The following is a 15,105-nucleotide window of genomic DNA, read 5'->3' as shown; positions in this document are numbered from 1 at the left end:
GCAAAGATGGATTCCTGCTTTCGCGGGAATAACGTCCCCATGGGGTGCCGCTGCTATTCCGCAAGATTCATTCCTCACCCCAACCCTCTCTCCTAAGGGAGAGGGAACTGTCCGTCGCAAAATCGCCCTCGATGAATACAACTCGCCACACCCGCCTTTCCGGCCTCGAACCCCTGGTCATCACGCCGGACCTGCTGTTCGTCAACGTCGGCGAACGCACCAACGTCACCGGCTCGGCGCAATTCAAAAAACTGATCAAGGAAGATCGCTACGAAGAAGCCGTGGACGTCGCGCGCCAGCAGGTGGCGAACGGTGCGCAAATTATCGACGTTAACATGGATGAAGGCCTGATCGATTCGGAAGCCGCGATGACGCGCTTCCTCAATCTGATCGCCGCCGAACCGGACATCGCACGCGTGCCGGTGATGGTCGACTCTTCCAAGTGGACCGTCATCGAAGCCGGCCTGCGCTGCCTGCAAGGCAAGGGCGTGGTCAATTCCATCTCCATGAAGGAAGGCGAAGACCTCTTCCTGGAGCACGCACGCAAGGTGCTCGAATACGGCGCCGCGGTCGTGGTGATGGCGTTCGACGAACAAGGCCAGGCGGATACCTGTGCACGCAAAGTAGACATCTGCTCGCGCGCCTACACGCTGCTCACCGAGAAATTGGACTTCCCGCCCGAAGACATCATCTTCGACCCCAACATCTTTGCCATCGCCACCGGCATCGAAGAGCACAACAACTACGCGGTGGACTTCATCGAAGCCACGCGCGAGTTAAAGAAGCGCTTTCCGCATAGCCACGTGTCTGGCGGCGTCTCCAACGTCTCGTTTTCGTTTCGCGGCAACAACACCGTGCGCGAGGCGATCCACTCCGTGTTTCTGTACCACGCCATCAAGGCTGGCATGGACATGGGCATCGTCAACGCCGGTGCGTTGATGATCTATGACGACGTGCCCGAAGCACTGCGCGAACGCGTGGAAGATGTCGTGCTCAACCGCCGCGCCGACGCCACCGAACGCCTGCTGGAAATCGCCGACCGCTTCAAGGGAAAGAAAGGCGAAGTAGTCACCGAAAGCCTCGCCTGGCGCGAAAAACCCGTGCGCGAACGACTTGCCCATGCACTGGTACACGGCATCGACCAATTCGTCGATGAAGACACGGAAGAAGCACGTCAGCAAGCCACGCGTCCGCTCGACGTGATCGAAGGTCCGCTGATGGACGGCATGAACATCGTCGGCGACCTGTTCGGTGCCGGCAAAATGTTCCTGCCGCAGGTCGTGAAGTCAGCACGCGTGATGAAAAAAGCAGTGGCATACCTGCTGCCCTATATCGAAGCGGAAAAACTGCGCACCGGCGACGCCGGCAAGAACAACGGCACCATCGTCATGGCGACCGTGAAAGGCGATGTGCACGACATCGGCAAGAACATTGTCGGCGTGGTGCTCCGCTGCAACAACTTCGAGGTGATCGACCTCGGCGTGATGGTACCGGCACAGAAGATTCTGGATAGCGCGCGCGAACACAAAGCCGACATCATCGGCCTGTCCGGCCTGATCACGCCATCGCTGGAAGAAATGAGCCAGGTCGCACGCGAAATGCAGCGGCAGGATTTCCAGATTCCACTGTTGATCGGCGGTGCCACCACCTCGCGCGCGCATACCGCGCTGAAGATCGAACCGCATTACAAATCGCCCACGGTCTGGGTAAAAGATGCGTCGCGCGCCGTCGGCGTCGCGCAATCCCTGGTGAGCAAGGAGTTGATCGACGGCTTCATGGCGAAGATCCGCGCTGAATACGCAGACATCCGCGAACGCCACAAACAACGGGGTGCCGCAAAAACACTGGTGCCGCTGGAACACGCGCGCAAGCAGCGCTTTACCCGCGACTGGCAGAGCTACGCACCGCCACAACCCAAGAAGCCCGGCATTACGACGTTCGACGACTACGACCTGAGCGAACTGCGTACCTATATCGACTGGACGCCGTTCTTCCAGGCCTGGGAACTGGCAGGCCGTTACCCCGCCATCCTTGAAGACGACGTCGTCGGCAAGCAAGCCACCGAGTTGTTCGGCGATGCGCAGGCCATGCTCGACAAGATCATCGCCGAGCGTTGGCTGACGGCACGTGCGGTGATCGGCTTCTGGCCTGCTTGCGGTGTCGGTGACGACATCGAGATCCAGCTTCCGGAAGGAAAGCGGCACCTCCACAACCTCCGCCAACAAGCTGAAAAGCCCGTCGAGCGGCCCGATTTCTGCCTTTCCGATTTCATTGCTCCCAAGGAAACCAACAAGCAGGATTGGATCGGCGCCTTCGCCGTTACCGCCGGCATCGGCATTGAGGAGCACGTCGCGCGCTTCGTAGCAGAGCACGACGATTACTCCGCCATCCTGCTCAAGGCCCTCGCCGACCGTCTCGCCGAAGCCTTCGCCGAACGCATGCACGAACGCGTGCGTCGCGAGTTCTGGGGCTATCAGCCAAACGAGTCCCTCGACAACGAAGCGCTGATCGACGAAAAGTACAGCGGCATCCGCCCCGCTCCTGGTTATCCCGCCTGCCCCGATCACACGGAGAAGACCGCGCTGTTCGAGCTGCTCGATGCCACGCGCAACGCCGGCATTCAATTGACGGATGGCTTCGCGATGTATCCGGCCGCAGCGGTTTCCGGCTGGTATTTCTCGCATCCGGACAGCCAGTACTTCGTGGTCGGGCGTGTCACGCGCGAGCAGGTGGAAGACTATGCGAAGCGCAAGGGCTGGACGCGGGAAGAAGCGGAGCGTTGGCTGGCGCCCAACCTGGATTACGATCCGGAATAGTTTATAGGCTGGGATGCCAATCCCGGTTCTTATCAGCATGGCGATGCTGGGATTTCATCCCAGTCTACGTGCTACATGCCATTTCGAAGCGTGCCGTCATTCCGACCTACGCCTTATCCCCAATTTCATCTCCGCCGTGATTGCGCATATGCATCACCAGGTTGTACACCGACACGAACACCGGGAAGAAGTTGGAAAGAATGCCCACGGAATCATTCTTGCCGAATACGAAATACGCCAGCAACAAGGCGCTGCCCGACACCGACATCCACCAGAACGACAGCGGCATCACCACACGCTTGTATTTGCGCGTGTAATAAAGCTGCACGAACCAGCGCCCGGTGAACATAAAGGTGCCCAGGAAGCCGACCACCTTCCAAGGCGTAAGGTGGAAATTCTGCAGAGCATGCAGCATGTGCGAGAGATCGAAATGCATGGGGAGCCGTTTGGCAAAGGGAACAGGGTATTTTAGCCGCCCAAGGGCGATAGCCCACGCCAAGCAACGCAGCCACCCCACAAATGGTTGACGTTTTACCTCCTGGTCCGTATAGTTGCGCGTTCCCGGCGGGCGGTTAGCTCAGCGGTAGAGCACTGCCTTCACACGGCAGGTGTCACAAGTTCGATCCTTGTACCGCCCACCAATCTATTCAACGACTTAGGCAATTTTCGGCATCATCGAAAATGCCGAGTACGAAAAAAGTATGGAAAACCGCCCCTGTAAAAAGGGGCGGTTTTTTGTTTGTGTGCCAATGCCAACAATACAGCCAATTCTCGAGTTCGATACAGCTCAGTAACGTTGCTTTGTAGTGAACCTACAATCGGACAGCTCATCTGCAGCAACGCCACGGGGGGCTCGCATGGCGGAATGATTCAATGTTGGAGTAGCCACGATCTACAGATCGCTTCAAGAAAGTGTTTGAACGCTCCTTGGGCGAAGTCCGCAGTCATACACAGCAGTCCTCATCTACGGTGACGTCACATGCAAAGTGGACTCAAGAGATTTATTGAACTTCCCGAATCGATGGAGGTGCTTGGCACGGATAAATTCGAAGGGATTTTCCTCAACGAACTTCAGAGCATCAGCAGCGATCTCCCATTGGACGTAATGTGCAAAGAAGGTGGCCAGACGACGACTCGTTAGAGGTATCAATCGCGTCCATCCAAGATATCAACGGAAAGACTCACATTATCGTCAAGTGCGAATTCAACGAGGTTGTTCCTACGGGTTGCGCCGATATTGAGAACTCTGAAAGTGGTTACGGTGAGTTGGAAATAGTCATCGACCCAAAAAGAAAGAACGCCTATTTTCAGTGTGAGGAAGAGGACGTCTAGCCGTTTACTCAGATGCACAATCCATTTCACGAATGATTCATGCATCAGGCAATACAGGGGCTAAATAATGTCTCTAGTTAGCTTGGAGAAGCACTTTCTGTCCTTGCTCGTTCCGAGCAAATGACCACTTCCTTTCCAACACGCCAATTGTCCTGTGCCTGTGGACGAGCACCCAAAACTCATCTTCAGAATAGCGCAGTGGCCATGTTTTCTCGGTCACATTACTTCCTTAGCGCGACATCTATCTCTTCGCGAAAGCGCTCGTTATGCGTTTATGGATTGATAGAAGCAAGGATAAAATTTGGCAGTCAAGGATCAAACAAGCATCTCATCTAAAGTCAGCACTCGACTTTCCATGGCTAGACTCTTGAGATGCAAAATCACTCCCGGATCGTCGATAGCTAACGACTGAAGATCGTCAGACTGGCGATGCAATTCACGCTGGACGATGTCGCTCGCGACCACTAATTGTTCTATTTCAGGCGACCCGCGCATTTTATCGAGAGAACGTAGCGCAGCCTGATCTGCCGATTCATAGGCAATTCGTGCTGCCCACGCAGCCTCTTGAACGTCTGCAGACGCCAAGAGGCTTCGGATCGTGTATATCAAAGAAGATAGCGCATTGCCGCCGTAAACGTGAAACGGAGCCCAATGATCCTGTTCATCCGGATATGTCTCTTCAACTATAGCCAGTTGTTCGGACCACATGACCGGGGTGTTTTCCCCAAAAATTATTGTCGCCCAAAGGCTTTCAACAATGTGGCGGGCAGCTTCTCGCTTTTCAGGCAAAAACTTATCAGCGTAGGCTTCAAAAGCGTTCAGCTGCCGAGTAGAACAGCACAACGCAAATGCAACGATGGATCTCTCGGGCATTGCTGACAGCTGTTGCTTAAGTGCTTGCTCATCATATTTTAATACAGTCATTGCTTCGGCCACTGCGCTGTAGTCGGACTCGTAACCGTTCCACCCGACTGCTGTATCGCAGCTTGGCATGAAGGGCAAATTGGGCGTGATGTAGTGATCGATGAAGGAGTAAGTCCGTTGTTCGCAGCATGGTTGAGTGCGGTCACCTCAGCGTGCGCACCCGGCTGCCTCGCCAGTTGTTCACCCGCCTGCTGAGTTGCGCGCTGCGCTGGACTTAAATCTCGGCCACCAGAAGCAAGCACCCGTGTACCTTGGGAGGTATCTAAGACCGCAACTGTGCGCTTAGTCTGAGCGACCGGATCAAGGAGATTAGTTAGTCCCTGAACACGTTCTGCGGCGGGCACTTCTGAACCTGCAGCCTTCAACAATGTGGTCGTTTTAGACGCCGCAAAAGTAACATCAGCTACCTTGCTGATCATTGCTGGTACAGCACCAAGCTCAGGAGCTTCTGCAACGAGCGGATCGGTCAACTGCCGTGCAACATCCATGATGTTGTCGGCATTATCCAATTGAGCCACCTGCACCCGATTGATCACGGCTGGGTCATCTGTTCCCAACTCATTCGCAAGAGGTATCGTTTGCTTCCCGTTTGGATCAACATTTCCAATCGGGTTGTCACTAGCGTAAGCATATCGATTGAACGTGAATGTACCGCCCGCTGATGGCGTGGTTGGATCAACACTTAGAAAATGCCCAGTCGCAGAATCGTAATATCGAGCCTGCATGTAGACGAGATTTGTCTCGGGATCGTTAACATGTCCCGTATATCCCGGTCCATTAGGGGGCGTACCTAATGCCGTAGTTCCGTACGGCGTGTAGTCGTAAGTCTTGGTGATGTTCCCGTTAGCATCCGCTTCTGCTAAAGGCGTCCCCTGCGGATCGGTATATACGTACGTGACTGTCCCCTGTTGCTGGGCGTGCAATGCGCCACAAGCAAGCAGGAGCAGCAAATGGAATATACACTTGAACGATAACCGCCGAACTCCGTGACCGGTCATACTTACCCCTAATTGTCCCTAAACGGTTTCGCTAGGTTACCGCAAAGCAGCCCGTCAGCAATCTCAGATGGTCTAGCAACATAATACTGTCACTAACCTCCAGCGAAACGCTGAATCCTTGTAACGCCCACCAACCTATTTCACCTCCCGGTGGCTTTTTTATTGCTTGATTGATGCAAGTACCCGCACCCCTAGCCATCATTCGGACTACCCGCCCTTCTTGGCCAGGTCGCGGACGCGCTGGCTGAGTTCCGCGTAACCTTCCGGGCCCAGCTCTTGCTTACGGGCCTCGCCGCCCTTCTGGCCGGCTTCGCGTACCGTCATGTTGCCGGCAACTTGCGTCTGCTTCTTCGGCATGACGCTTACCTGTTCGTTAGATACGAGTGACTCGATTCCGCGTAAACCTGTCGAGGCGATTGAATCTATCGAGGCACCGGTGAAACACGCATCGAGCCCTTTGCCATGACATGTCAATAACCTTTGCGCCGGCACATCGGCTTATTTGCAAAGCGGCATGCAAGCGCCAATGAAACCTTGCGCAGCACGGGAGGCCATTCGATACGAAAAAGCACCTGCGTACGCACAAGGGATGTTTCATCGAACTGACATATCACCCCCGCATGCTTGCAACCGAAAACCGCCTCTCACTGCGCATCCCCGTGAACTAACGCATTGACGCGGCATGCGCATTCTCTTCAAGCCCCCGCTGCGAAGCTGCCGCATCGCTGTCTTTATTTGGAACACCATGAGCATCCGTAACGCCACCATCGCCAGACGCAGGCGCAAGATCAGCCTGTCCGAACAGGAACACATGACGTTGAAAGAGGCGTTGCGCCGTGCTGGCCGATCCGGCCAAAGCAAGCGGCAAGACGACCGCCTGCCTCTGAAAAAAGCAGACAAGGCTGCCAGCTGGCATGCCAATTGGGCCGAGTGGTAATCCCTTATTTGTCTCCCCGCCGATGCTCCGCGGTGCTGCCTTGCTTCATCAGCGTACGCGCCGCATCCAGATGTTCTTGCAGTACGGGAATGCCACGCGCAGCAATGGTTTTCAGCCGGTCGTCGGCGGAAGTTTTCGCGGCTGCTTCGTAAGCCACGATGATCTTGCGGTGCTCCTTCACCATCATGCCGGCAAAAGCTTGATCGAAGGCATCGCCTTGCAGTGATTGCAAATGTGCTTGCATCGCACGAATGTTCTCCGGTACGCCCTGCGCACGCCCCTTGCTGCCTTTCGTGGAGGCAAACTGCGCGAATTGCAGATTGAGCGCGGTGTGATCGCTGACGATCTTGCTTGCCAGCGCTCTCATTCGCGGATTGCCCGACTTGCTCATGGCAAGCTTGGCCAGCGTGATTTGCATGTCATCGTCCGACGTTGCCTGCGCCACAAAGGCCCGTTCGCGCGCATCGAGCAAAGGGCGGTGTTCGTTCTGCTTTGGTGCCTTGGGTGTCTTCTGCGCAAGACCAACGGCAGGCAGGACAACAAAGCACAGGAACAATGGAATGCGGGCGGACGCGAATACACGCACCCTCGTCACGGCTGCCTCCGCCCGCCGGATTCATCGTAAATCTGCTCCATCACGTAACTCGATTTGGCCGCAGCTAACTGCACATACACATACGCAATCTGCACGGCACCCAGAAGCTGCTGGAGCGTTTGCCGCGCCAGCATGGAATGTTCGACCCGTCGATCGGCACCCGAACAGGAAAACGCGCCGACAAACCCCATCCGGATACGCACCCGCGCGGATTCGTGCTCCATACACCAGCCTTTGCTCAAACTGTTTCACGCCGGGTTGCTGGCTTGCGTTCCTGCGTACGCTCGTTCCTGCGATTGAGGACGATTTGTGCCAGCCAGCCGATGCTCCCGCATCGTTACCGGCTTATGCATGCTCGGTGATGGCAGCCAGCAAGGTCTTGCGATCAAAGGGCTTGGATAGGTATTTCATCCATGACTGCAGTTCTCCCCCAGGCGGTTCGCTGTCGCCGGACATCACGATCATGGGGCATTTCAACCCTTCCTCGTGCATGGCCTTACCCATTTCGATGCCGCTCATGCCCTTTTTCAAGTTCAGGTCGGTCACCACCACGCCAATGTCCGGACGCACCGATGCCACTTGCAAGGCTTGCTCGGAATCGGCTGCCGCCACGACTTCGTAGCCGGCATCCTCAAGCATGAACGCGGTCACTTCGAGCACGTCCCTATTGTCATCCACGAGCAGAACAGTCTTCATGCCATCCCCACCCGACTTCATATGCCGAATCCGGCGATCCGCCGAACGGTATTCGGCGCCAGTACAACGGACAATGAACACACTCCTGACTCGTCGACAATAACGAAAACGGGGATGCGACTTGTGAAAGCAGAGTCAAGACAACGTCATCTTTTGCCAACGGATGATGTTCGTTCACGAATGGGCAACGTATGGCTGACTAGCTTGCCTAGGCAGCAGTCTTTTGTCTGGGGGCATAAACGAATCGGCTGGATCGTGTTCGTCGTGCTGCTGACGGGGTTCATACCCGCCGGTGCCTATCGCGCCATCTACCATGAGGAGGCACGGCTCCACACCGCACACGCCGTCTTACTGCTGATCGCCTCTTACCAGTGCTCCAGCCGCTCACTGTGGCTGTGTTCCGCATGCGGATAGCGCTTCAACGCATGCAGATCAGCGCTGCCTTCCTGCACCGATTCAAAGGCGTTCTGCACTACCGCGCGCGATAGTCTGGAAAGCCGGTCGTCCAGCAAGGCGCGCTCGTACTTTCCTTTGATGCGCTCCTCGCAGCGTTCCACTTCGTCGATCAGTGCGCAGTAGCCATAGTCCATTACATGGCGAAGATTGCCGAACAGGCGCAAGGGATGCGTGGTCGGCATGCTCTCGCTCTGCGGATTGCCGGTGACCGCCGACAGTTGGTCTTGCAGCTCCTCCGCAATCAGCTTGCGCTGGACCGAAAGATGATCGAACAAGGCACGAATTCTCGGATTGCCGACATTCCCCGCCACTTTGTGGTAATGCCTGGCACTATCCATCGTGGCACCAATGAGGACATTGAGTATGCTGATGTCGCCGTCCGCGTTCATGAGTTCTTCTCCCCACACCAGTACGCTATCTTGAATGCATGCGCGTACAAACCGGGCGGAAACTAGGTAAAAATTTTCGGCTTGCGACGTAAGTGACGCGGCAGCCGCAAAACGGTTGCCATGGCGATCAATGAATACCCGGTGGGCTGGGGTGCAAAACCCACATCGCGATGCATGGACATGCCGAAGCCGGGTTTGCACCCAACCTATCTACTACTGCACCCCTCACCTCCGCCTCTCCCCGGAAGGGAGAGGGAGTTTTTCTTTTTAACCCAAGCCGCTAAGACAAGAGCAAGTGTTACTGAGGTGTTATCAATGCCCAGCGGTCGACGGTGCGGCCGGTGTTGCTGGCGATGGTGCAGTACCGTTCGTAGCCGGCGGCATGGCTGCCGTACTTGCCGGTGCCGGGGCTGGAGCCGGGTTGGTGGCAGGCGCAGATGCGGTGGAAGGATTCGCCGGCGCGCTGCCGCTGGGATTGCTGTTGGGATTGTTGTTGCAGCCGCCCAAGGCAAAGCCGATACAGGCAACTGCAATAGCAAGTGTCGTGCGATTCATGAGATTTCTCCTGACGTGACATGGAAATTTTCGCGTCGTGCCAAGTGGATCTGTAATCGTTCATCGCCCTAAGCCGCCTATCTCATTTAACGATTACAAGCCTCACCTTGACCCCCTTGTATGCAAGATTTCGTGGAGTAATTGTCAACGCCATGTTTCAAAAACCGAATAGACCCTGACAATCGGCCTCAAGGCCGCTAAAAAGCCGGCCTTTCATGAACGAACTCTCAGTGCATCTATTCCCTCCTTTTGGTTCGCTCAACGCAGCAGAGACCTACCCGATCGACCGTAAACCCGTATTCCTTCACCACCGTTTCGCCCAGAGCCGAGGCGCCAAAACGGTTTACATCCAGCATGGCGCCACGCGGGGGAAACGGATAGTGTCGATCCCCTTCTGATCGAATTCGAGGGACATAGGCTTTGCAGTCTGCCGACGCTGGCTCATCCACTCTGAGCAGCCGTGCAGGCCTTGTGCCCGCAACTGCATTGCGTATTTTCTGTGCGCAGCTTATCCGCCTGGCGGCAGTTGTCACTGCAATACTCGCCCCATTGGGCAACCTTGCACTGGCAAGGTCCATAGGCACATTTGTGATCGATCTCCATGCGAATATCGCTTCCGTTCAAGAGAACAGCTGATGCTTTGAACACGCACAATGCAACGCAGCCGGTTTGCCTGGAGTGAAGATTAGCGATAGATCGATCTAAGCCGTATTGAATCGAGCCATGAATAAACAGATCAGCATGCCAGCCGCTGATCCATTAATTAATCAGGCAAGTTGATGAAGACTGCTGACACATGCACGACATCTTTCTTTCACATGCAGGTCACCCCGCAAGTGAATGATCGCAGCAGGGGAATGCGGGATTACCGTGCATGCGGAGGCGGGAATGCACGTACTCGTCGTCGAAGACGACCTGGACACCAGAGATCTTCTTCAGCACGCGTTGAAGAAAGAAGGTTATGAGGTTTCTCAGGCTTTGGGCGTCTCAGATGCCTTACGGCTATCACGCATGCATCCTGATATCGATGTGGTAGTGATGGACATGCATCTATGCTGCCGTCAATCGATCGAAGAAATTACGCGGGAAATCCGCCGATGCCTGCACAACAGCCACTACGTATTGGCATCCGGCGACTGGGATACGCTCGAATCTCGCTGCCGCAATCAGCGAGATACGACGGTGCTGCGTAAGCCTTACGGCAAGCAGGAATTGCTACGTGCCATCGGGCGCAGCGTTGCCCGCCTCAGCCTTGGCGACAGCTATAAACGGCACGATTGAAAGGCGACGTGCTGGCGCTGGTATCACGATCATCCCGCAAGGTATTGGCTCCCGTCGCGCGCATCGAATTGCTGAGTTTCGGATCGATGCGAAATACCTTGCAAAAAAGCTCACCCTTTAATCTCCTCTACCTGCTGGGGATAAAGTTAAGGTGATGAAACAATCTTGCGAAGGATTCACCTTTTAGCAAGAAACCCGCACAAACATTTCCAAGACTATCGCTCATTTCGCAAGCATGCCCCTCACCGTAATCATCTCCTTGAAGGCAGAGGGAGCGAGATGCCAACATCCTGGTCACATTCGCTTGCCCTGCCCTTGACATATCCCGTTGCAAGGTCGCCCATACACAAGACTGTCACGGCAGAGCGCACGTGAGCCTTCGGGAATATCAGCGAGAGCACGATTTCGGAAACGCCAGGGTGTCCAAACCAGATGCAGTGGTTCCGAAGGGTAGCCATGTGCCGCGGCAAGATCTTCGTCGATTACCTGCGCAACAGCCACGGCAGCACCAGCATCGCCAGCTATTCGCTGCGAGCCCGCACGGGTGCATCGGTCGCCACGCCACTGCGCTGGGAAGAACTATCGAAAATCGAACGCGGCAATGCCTTCAACATCCTCTCCCTTCCCAAGCGTCTGGCGCGATTGCGCAAAGACCCATGGGTAGGCATCGACACCGTCGAGCAATCACTCGATACAGCGCTCGGAACTTTTGCATAACGAACAGTGCCCTGTTCCATCTACCCCGGAGAACCGCACATGACGACTACGCTTGAAAAACCCCTGAGGCGCGAAATCGACGTAGAAGGGCAGCCCTACACGGTAGTGATGGATGCACAAGGGCTGAAGATCACGCGTAAAGCCCACCGCAGAGGTATCGAGTTGAAATGGGCCGAACTGATCAATGGTGATGCAGCGGGGTTGAACGGGTCGGCAGATGAGGATCAGGGATAACACCTGGCACTACTACTCCCTCCTCTATTTGCAAGGGAGCGAGTTGATCCAGCAAGCGTGCAAGAAGCGCAGTGGAGATCCCGCTGGTTTATCACCAGTGCCGCAAGCGTTGATTTAAGGTCCCCTGCTCGGCCGTCATTCCCGCCTTCGCGAGAATGACGGCCATCTACTAGCCATGTAGCAATGATCCACAAGGTTCATCGCATAGTTAGCATCGGCGGCGTGATTCGCATGTATCCATCGAGAAAACTTGCGCATGACGTTGTGGACGCATGGTGCGTCCATATCTCATCGCTCACGTGCAAGTTATGTTCAAAGTTCTACAGTGCCACGTAACAGCGAACGTCATGGAGCATGATCATGACTGAACTTGTCGTTGCCTGTTTCGATACACAATTCGACGCTAACGCGGCCGCGGAAAAGTTACTGTCCAGGGGCATTCGGCGTGAACAAATTGTTCTGAGTTGCGACGAAAGCGTTGGCAACTCGCCTTCCAGTTCCAGTGCCCCCACCACGGTGGTGTCGCAGGCCAGCCACACTGGCCGCATCGATACGAGCACCGGACGCGATAAACCGAAACACACTTTCTCATCCGATCGCATACCTCTGCAATTACCTGATCCAAGCCTGATCGGGCATTCCACACTGGTGATCGAGCTGCATGGCGAAATGACGATGGATGATGTGTGCGACTTGCTTGATGTCGCCGGTGCAAGTTCCGTCCGCTCGCACGAACAAGGTCTGCGCCGCCGCGAAGACCCGGCCATGTGGCCATCCCTGGGGCGTGCATCGCAGGAAGACGTGCAGCGCAGTGTGGATGCGGCCAAGGGCGGTTCGACGCTGAGAGTACGCCGCCCTCGCTAGCGATGGATCTTCGGCGTCACTGCCGCGCCTCCAAGCGCATTCCTCGCGGTGTAAGCCAGCGTTCCACGCCTTCAAACAAACCCTGCACCACCAGCGCCATGCATGCGGCCGGAATCGCCCCTTCCAGAATCAAACCCGTATCGTCCAACCGGATGCCGGTAACGATGGGCTGTCCATAACCACCCGCGCCAATCAACGCGCCGAGTGTCGCCGTGCCGACATTGATCACTGCCGCCGTCTTGATGCCCGCCAGAATCGAGCGCGTTGCCATGGGCAGTTCCACCTGGCGTAGCCGCACACCGCGCGGCAACCCCAGCGCGGCAGCAGATTCGCGCAGATCCGGCGGAATGCTGACCAGCCCCGCATACGTATTGCGCACGATGGGCAGCAGGCTATACAGGAACAAGGCAGCAATGGCCGGCCAGGTGCCGATGCCGAAGAACGGAATCATGAACACGAACATGGCCAGCGAGGGAATGGTCTGCAGCACGCCGCTAAGCGCCATGACCAGCTGGCCCAGTCGTTTCGCACGCGCCGCAAACACGCCCAGCGGTATCGCGAGCAACACTGCTGCCGTCAGTGAGATAAGCACCAGGCGCAGATGCTCCACGGTTCGCTGCCACAGCCGAGCCCATAACCCGGCGCCGTCGCTATCCGGCTGCACGCCAAGGAAACCTGCGGCGACCACGGTCTCCTTTTCGCCATGCAATTTCACCATCGCGTTCATCTGCCGCATCGCATCGGCATTGATGCGACCGGTGAGGTTCTTCAGCACCTCGACGAAGGCCGGCGAACGTTGTTCCAGATCGAGCCGGTACAGGTAGACCGCGTCGTACGGTGGGAAATAATGCCGGTCGTCTTCGAGCGTGCGCAGGTGATAGTAGGGAATCTCCGCATCGGTACTGTAGAGATCGATCGCATCCACCGCATTGCTGGCCAGCGCGCGGTAGGAAAGCGCGTGATCCAGCCCGCGCACCTGCTTCTGCAGCAAGCCGTACCGTTGACGCAAACCCGGCCAACCGTCGCTGCGCGCCATGAATTCGTTGGAGAAGCCCAAGCGCAGTTCCGAGTGTGACGCCAAGTCGGAAAGACGGCGGATGCCCAGTTGTGCAGCACGATCCTCGCGCATGCCGATGGCGTAGGTGTCATTGAAACCCAGCGAATCGGTGATGCCGATGCCGAGTGGCTTGAGCGCAGCGCGTAGCGTGGAGATATCCGCATCCGGCGGTACGTTCTTCAACAACTCATGGGTGAGCGTGCCGGTGTATTCCGGATACGCATCGATATCGCCGTGTTGCAACGCGCTCCACAAAATCGCAGTACCACCCAGCTCGCGTTGATGCATGGCTTGCACACCCGCCTGCCTTGCGGCCAGGCGCGCCACTTCGCCGAGAATCACCGATTCGGTGAATTGCTTGGAGCCGATGCGCACTGGCGCTGCATGCGTCCACGCGGGCAGCAGCAGCAAGGCCATCATCGCCAGCCACACTCGTTTCATGACGACACACCTTGCAAGGTGCGCTGCGCTTCCACGAAGCGGGTAACGAAGGGATCGGCCGGACGACGGCAGAAATCGTCCAGCCGTCCATCCTGCACCACCTTGCCGTTGCGCATCAGCACCAGGCGATCGGCGAACCACGCCGCTTCCGCCATATCGTGCGTGACGACGATGACGGTCTTGCCGAGCCGGTCGAAGATCGCCTTCAACTCGTCCTGCAATTCATGGCGGACGATCGGATCGAGCGCCCCCAGCGGCTCATCCAACAGCAAGGCATCGGGATCGAGCATCAATCCGCGCATTAATGCCACGCGTTGGCGCTGGCCACCCGATAACTCGGCGGGATAACGCTCCAGCACGCCATCGGGCAGATGCGTCAGCACGGCAAGTTCTTCCGCACGCTGGCGGATGCGGTCGCGGCTCCAGCCCAGGTGATGCGGCAACAACCCCAAGTTGCCCAGCGCGGTGAGATGCGGAAACAGGCCGCCTTCCTGGATCACGTAACCCACGCGCCGACGCAGCGCCAGTACTTGCGCAAGCTCAAGTACGGAACCATCCACCCAGATATCGCCGCTGTCTGGCCACTCCAGACCAAGCAGTACACGCAGCAAGGTCGATTTGCCGGAACCGCTGCTGCCGATCAGCGCGGTATTGCTACCCGCAGGAAAACGCAGGCTGACGTCATCCAACGCGATGACGCTGCCATAACGCTTGCTGACGCCGCGGAGCTCGAACGCTTCGGAGGAGGCGTTGCTGGTGGAGGGCATGCGGGAATGGGGTGGCGGCGGAGGGTTGAAATCTAGCGTATGCCTC

Annotated in this window: 17 protein-coding genes and 1 tRNA gene; 7 read left to right on the top strand and 11 right to left on the bottom strand. The window is 56.6% G+C overall.

Annotation, left to right across the window (positions count from 1 at the left end; all coding sequences use genetic code 11):
- Window positions 1–131 precede the first annotated feature (131 nt).
- On the top strand, window positions 132–2,816 hold the full coding sequence (gene metH / locus IEX75_RS19885; RefSeq protein WP_188797021.1) for a methionine synthase: 2,685 nt from the start codon (window positions 132–134) through the stop codon (window positions 2,814–2,816).
- A 106-nt stretch (window positions 2,817–2,922) separates the two neighbouring features.
- On the opposite strand, the gene IEX75_RS19880 is transcribed toward metH, so the two are convergent.
- A complete protein-coding gene (locus tag IEX75_RS19880; protein ID WP_188797020.1) occupies window positions 2,923–3,252 on the bottom strand; it encodes a lipid-A-disaccharide synthase N-terminal domain-containing protein in 330 nt (109 codons plus the stop codon).
- Between the two features lie 130 nt (window positions 3,253–3,382).
- Here IEX75_RS19880 and IEX75_RS19875 point away from each other — a divergent pair.
- Window positions 3,383–3,457, top strand: a tRNA-Val gene (locus IEX75_RS19875).
- A 1,006-nt stretch (window positions 3,458–4,463) separates the two neighbouring features.
- On the opposite strand, the gene IEX75_RS19870 is transcribed toward IEX75_RS19875, so the two are convergent.
- From IEX75_RS19870 to IEX75_RS19860, 3 genes are all read right to left on the bottom strand, one after another.
- On the bottom strand, window positions 4,464–5,072 hold the full coding sequence (locus tag IEX75_RS19870) for a DUF416 family protein (protein WP_188797017.1): 609 nt from the start codon (window positions 5,070–5,072) through the stop codon (window positions 4,464–4,466).
- Window positions 5,069–6,070, bottom strand: a complete 1,002-nt coding sequence (locus IEX75_RS19865) for an RHS repeat-associated core domain-containing protein (protein ID WP_188797016.1) — start codon at window positions 6,068–6,070, stop codon at window positions 5,069–5,071. Before IEX75_RS19865 ends, IEX75_RS19870 begins: the two co-directional genes overlap by 4 nt.
- A 207-nt stretch (window positions 6,071–6,277) precedes the next feature.
- A complete protein-coding gene (locus IEX75_RS19860) occupies window positions 6,278–6,427 on the bottom strand; it encodes an Em GEA1 (EM1) (protein WP_188797014.1) in 150 nt (49 codons plus the stop codon).
- Between the two features lie 388 nt (window positions 6,428–6,815).
- Here IEX75_RS19860 and IEX75_RS19855 point away from each other — a divergent pair, with 388 nt between their 5' ends.
- Complete coding sequence (locus tag IEX75_RS19855) at window positions 6,816–7,007, top strand: hypothetical protein (RefSeq protein WP_188797011.1); 192 nt, start codon at window positions 6,816–6,818, stop codon at window positions 7,005–7,007.
- A gap of 4 nt (window positions 7,008–7,011) precedes the next feature.
- Here IEX75_RS19855 and IEX75_RS19850 read toward each other — a convergent pair whose 3' ends face one another.
- The 5 genes from IEX75_RS19850 to IEX75_RS19830 form a co-directional block, all read right to left on the bottom strand.
- Complete coding sequence (locus tag IEX75_RS19850; RefSeq protein ID WP_188797009.1) at window positions 7,012–7,602, bottom strand: DUF4142 domain-containing protein; 591 nt, start codon at window positions 7,600–7,602, stop codon at window positions 7,012–7,014.
- A complete protein-coding gene (locus tag IEX75_RS19845; RefSeq protein WP_188797007.1) occupies window positions 7,599–7,826 on the bottom strand; it encodes a hypothetical protein in 228 nt (75 codons plus the stop codon). The genes IEX75_RS19850 and IEX75_RS19845 overlap by 4 nt, the downstream gene beginning before the upstream one ends.
- Window positions 7,827–7,947: 121 nt before the next feature.
- Window positions 7,948–8,298 (bottom strand): response regulator, encoded by a 351-nt coding sequence (locus IEX75_RS19840; RefSeq protein ID WP_188797005.1) that lies wholly within the window; start codon window positions 8,296–8,298, stop codon window positions 7,948–7,950.
- 365 nt (window positions 8,299–8,663) lie between these two features.
- Window positions 8,664–9,143 carry a PA2169 family four-helix-bundle protein gene (locus IEX75_RS19835; RefSeq protein WP_188797003.1) on the bottom strand — a complete coding sequence of 160 codons (480 nt, stop codon included), beginning with the start codon at window positions 9,141–9,143 and terminating at the stop codon, window positions 8,664–8,666.
- A gap of 312 nt (window positions 9,144–9,455) precedes the next feature.
- Window positions 9,456–9,698, bottom strand: a complete 243-nt coding sequence (locus IEX75_RS19830) for a hypothetical protein (protein ID WP_188797001.1) — start codon at window positions 9,696–9,698, stop codon at window positions 9,456–9,458.
- Window positions 9,699–10,586: 888 nt separating this feature from the next.
- Between IEX75_RS19830 and IEX75_RS19825 the strand changes: the two genes are divergently transcribed.
- From IEX75_RS19825 to IEX75_RS19810, 4 genes are all read left to right on the top strand, one after another.
- A complete protein-coding gene (locus IEX75_RS19825; RefSeq protein ID WP_188796999.1) occupies window positions 10,587–10,979 on the top strand; it encodes a response regulator in 393 nt (130 codons plus the stop codon).
- Window positions 10,980–11,411: 432 nt separating this feature from the next.
- Complete coding sequence (ligD, locus tag IEX75_RS19820) at window positions 11,412–11,696, top strand: non-homologous end-joining DNA ligase LigD (protein WP_343213850.1); 285 nt, start codon at window positions 11,412–11,414, stop codon at window positions 11,694–11,696.
- 39 nt (window positions 11,697–11,735) lie between these two features.
- A complete protein-coding gene (locus IEX75_RS19815) occupies window positions 11,736–11,930 on the top strand; it encodes a hypothetical protein (RefSeq protein WP_188796996.1) in 195 nt (64 codons plus the stop codon).
- Window positions 11,931–12,290: 360 nt separating this feature from the next.
- Window positions 12,291–12,794: a hypothetical protein gene (locus IEX75_RS19810; RefSeq protein ID WP_188796994.1), complete on the top strand. Its 504-nt coding sequence runs from the start codon at window positions 12,291–12,293 to the stop codon at window positions 12,792–12,794.
- A 16-nt stretch (window positions 12,795–12,810) separates the two neighbouring features.
- Here the strand turns inward: IEX75_RS19810 and IEX75_RS19805 are convergent, their stop codons facing one another.
- Both IEX75_RS19805 and IEX75_RS19800 read right to left on the bottom strand, forming a co-directional pair.
- A complete protein-coding gene (locus tag IEX75_RS19805; protein ID WP_188796992.1) occupies window positions 12,811–14,292 on the bottom strand; it encodes an ABC transporter permease/substrate-binding protein in 1,482 nt (493 codons plus the stop codon).
- The gene (locus IEX75_RS19800; RefSeq protein WP_188796990.1) at window positions 14,289–15,059 is read right to left on the bottom strand and encodes an ATP-binding cassette domain-containing protein; all 771 of its coding nucleotides are present in this window, start codon (window positions 15,057–15,059) and stop codon (window positions 14,289–14,291) included. The genes IEX75_RS19805 and IEX75_RS19800 overlap by 4 nt, the downstream gene beginning before the upstream one ends.
- Window positions 15,060–15,105: the final 46 nt, after the last annotated feature.

The sequence above is a fragment of the Dyella nitratireducens genome (assembly GCF_014642835.1).
In the GTDB taxonomy this organism is placed as follows: domain Bacteria; phylum Pseudomonadota; class Gammaproteobacteria; order Xanthomonadales; family Rhodanobacteraceae; genus Dyella_B; species Dyella_B nitratireducens.
The sequence above is the reverse complement of the archived record's forward strand: the minus strand, read 5'-3'. Positions and strand labels throughout refer to the sequence as shown.